Source organism: Rubritalea sp. (genome assembly GCF_039830215.1).
Classification (GTDB): domain Bacteria; phylum Verrucomicrobiota; class Verrucomicrobiia; order Verrucomicrobiales; family Akkermansiaceae; genus Rubritalea.
The window spans coordinates 1-4,971 of record NZ_JBDOPO010000226.1 but is presented as its reverse complement, the minus strand read 5'-3'; the positions used below and the strand labels follow the sequence as shown (position 1 = coordinate 4,971).

The 4,971-nt window shown below is 46.3% G+C and carries 4 protein-coding genes; 1 reads left to right on the top strand and 3 read right to left on the bottom strand.

The genetic code is table 11. The features are described from left to right. Positions 1-263: 263 nt before the first annotated feature. The 3 genes from ABGY95_RS07605 to ABGY95_RS07595 all read right to left on the bottom strand — a co-directional run bounded on the left by ABGY95_RS07605 (position 264) and on the right by ABGY95_RS07595 (position 3,370). Complete coding sequence (locus ABGY95_RS07605) at positions 264-1,088, bottom strand: sulfite exporter TauE/SafE family protein (protein WP_347441089.1); 825 nt, start codon at positions 1,086-1,088, stop codon at positions 264-266. A gap of 148 nt (positions 1,089-1,236) precedes the next feature. Then, complete coding sequence (locus ABGY95_RS07600; protein ID WP_347441088.1) at positions 1,237-2,277, bottom strand: methionine synthase; 1,041 nt, start codon at positions 2,275-2,277, stop codon at positions 1,237-1,239. Positions 2,278-2,350: 73 nt separating this feature from the next. Next, the gene (locus ABGY95_RS07595) at positions 2,351-3,370 is read right to left on the bottom strand and encodes a DUF1852 domain-containing protein (protein ID WP_347441087.1); all 1,020 of its coding nucleotides are present in this window, start codon (positions 3,368-3,370) and stop codon (positions 2,351-2,353) included. 154 nt (positions 3,371-3,524) lie between these two features. Between ABGY95_RS07595 and ABGY95_RS07590 the strand changes: the two genes are divergently transcribed. Continuing rightward, the gene (locus tag ABGY95_RS07590) at positions 3,525-4,418 is read left to right on the top strand and encodes a LysR family transcriptional regulator (RefSeq protein WP_347441086.1); all 894 of its coding nucleotides are present in this window, start codon (positions 3,525-3,527) and stop codon (positions 4,416-4,418) included. Positions 4,419-4,971 lie beyond the last annotated feature (553 nt).

Genomic DNA, 4,971 nt, shown 5'->3' with positions numbered 1-4,971 from the left:
AATAACTCGTCATCGATAGAGCTGTCAGGATTTCAATATAAACTGCAAATCACTGGCAACGTTTAGGAGACCACTTCACCTATAAGTAGTTGCTCGAAGGCGATAAAATGATGAACCGCGTCCTGAGATTCCAGCGAATGGGAAAGAGCACATAGTAGAGTTGTAAAAATAGCCACCTCCTTGTTTGGTTGAGATTCTAGGAATAAAATGAGTGCGGGAGGCTAATAGGATCTCGTTCATAGGCGCTCACATGCGGAGCTAGCTTATAGGTATAGTTGGGCTAACATTCGTAGACCTGTGATCAGCAATACCACTGCAAAGACCTTTTTGAGTTTTAATGCATCCAATTTGGCTGCTAGTGATGCGCCGACAGGAGCGAAGATTACGGTTAGCGGGACAATGCAAACCAAGCCGAATAGATTGACTAATCCCAATGTGCCCGCTGGAGCATCATCTGGTGAGATACCAAATGCCAGCATTGTTAGCGTACCTGGTAACGAAATGATTAGCCCTATTGCAGCGGCAGTTCCCACGGCCTTATGGGCTGGGTAGTTACAGATAGTCAGTAAGGGGACTGAGATTGTGCCACCTCCGATCCCAACCATTGAGCTGAAAAAGCCAATAGAGCTTGCCATCATTGTCTGTCCATATCTACCGGGCAATTGTTGGAAGAGAACAGGTTTACCTGTTCTTAGCAGCATGTTGAGTGCGGATAGGGTCGCTATCACACCAAACTGGCCAGTGAGCCAAGTTCCATCAACGCGCGTCACTAGCCAACTCCCAGTAATTACACCAATAAGGATAAATACCGCCCAGCTCTTGATGAGCCCAAAGTCCACATTACCTTTTCGGTGGTGAGAACGGATCGAGCTAATCGAAGTAGGGATGATTGTGGCAAGTGAAGTAGCCGTTGCTATTGCCATTGCGGATTCTGCCGATACCCCATAGCTTTGGAATAGAAAAAACAGCACCGGTACAATGATGATGCCGCCGCCGACTCCTAGCAACCCTGCTAAAAGGCCAGCGAATACTCCTGTCGCCACCAATCCCAAAAGGGAGTGGAGGTTGTTTTCTATAAATTCGATCATATTATTCGATGACAATCTTCACCAAGGTGTCCGCGAATGCTCAGAGAGTGGAAGAGGGGGGTATAGAATTCGCAGTTTAAACAGAAATTTGACCAACTCTTCAACAAGGGTTTTTTGTGGCATTTTTGTGGTCTGTAGTTAGAAAAAGTTAGTATGTGTAGGTGGAAGCGAGTTCTGCTCGCACGATTGCGGCACCAGCCGACAAGGCATTGAGTTTATCTCTAGCAACTTCACGTGACAGGGGAGCCATTCCGCAATTAGTGGTCGGGTAGAGCTTGTCGGCGTCCACATATTTAAGTGCTTCGCGAATCGTTGCCGCTACTTCTTCCGGTGTTTCTATGGTATCGCTCGCCACATCAATAGAGCCGACCATGACCTTTTTGCCTCGAATCAACTCGATCAGTTCGATCGGTACATGGGAGTTCTGGCACTCGAGCGAGACAATATCTATGTGGGATTGCTGGAGTTTTGGGAAGATCTCTTCATACTGTCGCCACTCTGATCCCAACGACTTCTTCCAGTCATTGTTCGCCTTGATTCCGTAGCCATAGCAAATATGTACGGCAGTTTCACACTTGAGACCTTCGATAGCTTTCTCCAAGCAGGTGATACCCCATGCATTCACTTCGTCGAAAAACACGTTAAATGCGGGCTCATCAAACTGGATAATGTCAACGCCCGCAGCCTCGATCTCTTTTGCTTCTTGGTTGAGAAGTTTGGCAAATTCCCAGGCGAGTGTTTCGCGGTCCTTGTAATGTGCGTCGTAGAGAGTGTCTACCATAGTCATCGGTCCAGGCAGTGCCCATTTGATCGGTTGAGTCGTCTGTTGGCGCAAAAACTTTGCGTCCTCAATGAATACCGGCTTTGGCCGACTTACGGAACCGACGACTGTTGGTACGCTGGCATCGTAGCGGTCGCGGATTTTCACCGTCTCGCGCTGCTCGAAGTCAACTCCATCGAGCTGCTCAATGAACGTAGTTACGAAGTGCTGTCGTGTTTGCTCGCCATCACAAATTATATCCAGTCCAGCATTTTGTTGCTCTTGAATAGACACGCGTAGGGCGTCGAGTTTACCGTAAGTGAGTTCTGAGCCTTGTAACTTCCACGGTGACCATAGCTTTTCTGGTTCAGCGATCCAAGAGGGTTTAGGTAGGCTTCCGGTGGTGGAAGTCGGGAATAGTGTTTGCATAATACAATGGTGAGTAGTTTTTTTTGAAAGAATTTAGGTGAACGGTGTTGAGGCACACGCACACCACATGAGGTTAAATCGCGCAAGCTTCAGTCCATTGTGTGAGGATGGACTCGTAAGGTTTGATGAAGGCTTCTTCAGTGAACTTTCCCTGTTTCACTGCCAACTGGCTACGCTCCTCACGGTCATAGACGATTGGGGTGAGCGAGTGGTCTGGGTGTGTTAGATTAGGCTGGTATTGATTTCCGGCAACTGAGTTGGCGTTGTAGATTTCTGGTCGGTAGATCTTCTGGAACGTCTCCATCGTGCTGACCGTGCTGATAAGTTCTAGGTTCGTGTAGTCGCTGAGCAGATCTCCGAAGAAGTAAAACGCTAGTGGAGCCACGCTGTTAGGTGGCATGAAGTAGCGGACGTCAAAGCCCATTTTCTTAAAGTATTGCTCGGTTAGAGAAGACTCGTTTGGTTGGTATTCGACGCCTAACAATGGGTGTTGGTTGTGTGTGCGGTGGTAGGTCTTCTTGTCCGAAACGCTGAGACATATGACAGGTGGTTTACTAAAGTTCTCCTGGTACGTTTCTGAGGTGATGAAGTCTTGGAAGAGCTTTCCATGGAGCTCCCCAAAATTTGCGGGAATGCAAAATCTCTCTTGAGCTTTGATGTGAGCTGGGAGTAGCACACTAAAATCATAGTCACGAACGTAAGAGGAGAAGTTGTTTCCTACAATTCCTTCAATTTGCTTATTAGTTTTATGGTCAAAAATGCTGGTTTTGAGAATCTCAATGGAGGGGAAGTTTTGTCCATTTCCTTTTATATCGACATCTACTGAGACGATTTCTAGTTCGACCGAGTATCTGTCCGCCGTAGGGTTATCCCAAGCTGCCAGAGCATTGAAGCGGCTATTCACCATTCTCAATGTGCTTCGCAAGTTTTCTAGTCGGCTTTCACCTCGTGCGAGATTGGCAAAGTTGGTTGTGATGCGTGTGTTGTCGGAAGGCTGATAGTCTTCATCGAAACAAATTGTCTTGATACTGTAGCTGAAATCGCTTTTGGAGCTAATCTGGTATTCTTTTTCTTGAGACTCTAGTGTGTTCATTGCTTTGTTTATTTTCTTTGAAATGTCGCTCGGCGAGCACTGAGCATAGGAATTCTCTGCTTCCTTTTGCTTTGATGGTTGACCATAACAGGATTGACCGATGAATAAAAATGGTGGTTACTCATCAATCCATGAGTAAATATCATGCATAGCTATGACATATTTAGAGCGCATACATCTAGAGATTATCCTCGCTGTAGAAAAAGAAGGCAGCATGACGGCTGCAGCTGAGTCACTACATCTCACTCAATCAGCATTGAGTCATAGTATCCGCAAACTAGAGGATCAACTAGGTGTGCAAATCTGGCAAAGAAAGGGCAGGCAGCTCTTCCCGACACAAGCTGGTCAACATTTACTCAATACTGCGAGGCGTCTCATCCCACAATTTCTCCGCACCGAGAGCCAGCTTGTGCAATTTAGTAGAGGTGAGCGTGGCTTGCTTAGAATTGGGATGGAGTGCCATCCTTGCTATAAATGGCTACAGACTATTACTAATTCCTACCTAAAGGATTGGCCGTCGGTCGATTTAGATGTCATCCAGAGATTTCAGTTCGCCGCCATGGAGGCGTTGTTAGCTCATGAAATCGACATCATTGTTACACCTGACCCAGTTCTCAAGAGGCAGCTAAAATTTGTTCCCGTGTTCGACTACGAACAGGTTTTGGTAGTGAGTGGGCAGCATCCTTATAAGGATTATGATCATGTAGAGCCTGAAGACTTAGGGGAAGAAACCTTATTCACCTATCCAGTGTGTTCAGATAGGTTGGATATCTTTTCTGACTTCCTCACTCCTGTAGGGCGGACAGTGAAAAGACAGAAGCTGATCGAAACCACCGAAATCATGATCCAGAAGGTCGCCTGTGACCGAGGCGTCACCGCATTGCCGCGCTGGATGGTGAACGAATTCTCTGAGAGATATGACATTCACCCAGTGAAGTTAGGTAAGATAGGCGTGCAAAAGAAAATCTACCTAGGCGTCCGCCAAGAAGACGCCGACATAGACTACATCCAAGCATTCCTGGAGCAGGCGCAGTCGTCCATCAAGTGAGATTGTAGGCTGGGAGCATAAGCAAGAAAACGCCGTTAGAAAGCGTATTATGTAAAGCATTCGAAGTTCACCATGAGCTGAGTTTACTCTAAACTCAATATTAGCCATAGAACTGGTGACCTTCGATTGTGATAGTGTTAGTTATTGGTTTTCAGTGAAATATTATGGTTAATTATAACCGTCCAGATGTGAGGGGATCCCCTTATCAGTCCAAAGCTTTCCGAGTTGATTACTGGTGGGTAAACCTGATATTATGGTCAATGCTGCATAGTTTTCTTTAAGATCGCCAGTCCTTTCTACACACACACACACAGCCTGCATATTGTCAGGTGAAATAACTCTATGTCGTAAATTGTTTACGCATATCTCTATCTGGTGGGTCATGCAGTACACCCTGCATGCTACTGCAGGAATAGACGTTGAACGCAAAAATTACGATCAGAAGTACAACTAGCAAAGCACTGTGTTTTAAAAATTGCTTGGATTCAAACCGGAAGTGCACCGCTTAACTTGAACAACGGCCCAGATGCTGATTAGTATCAGCACTGGCTCC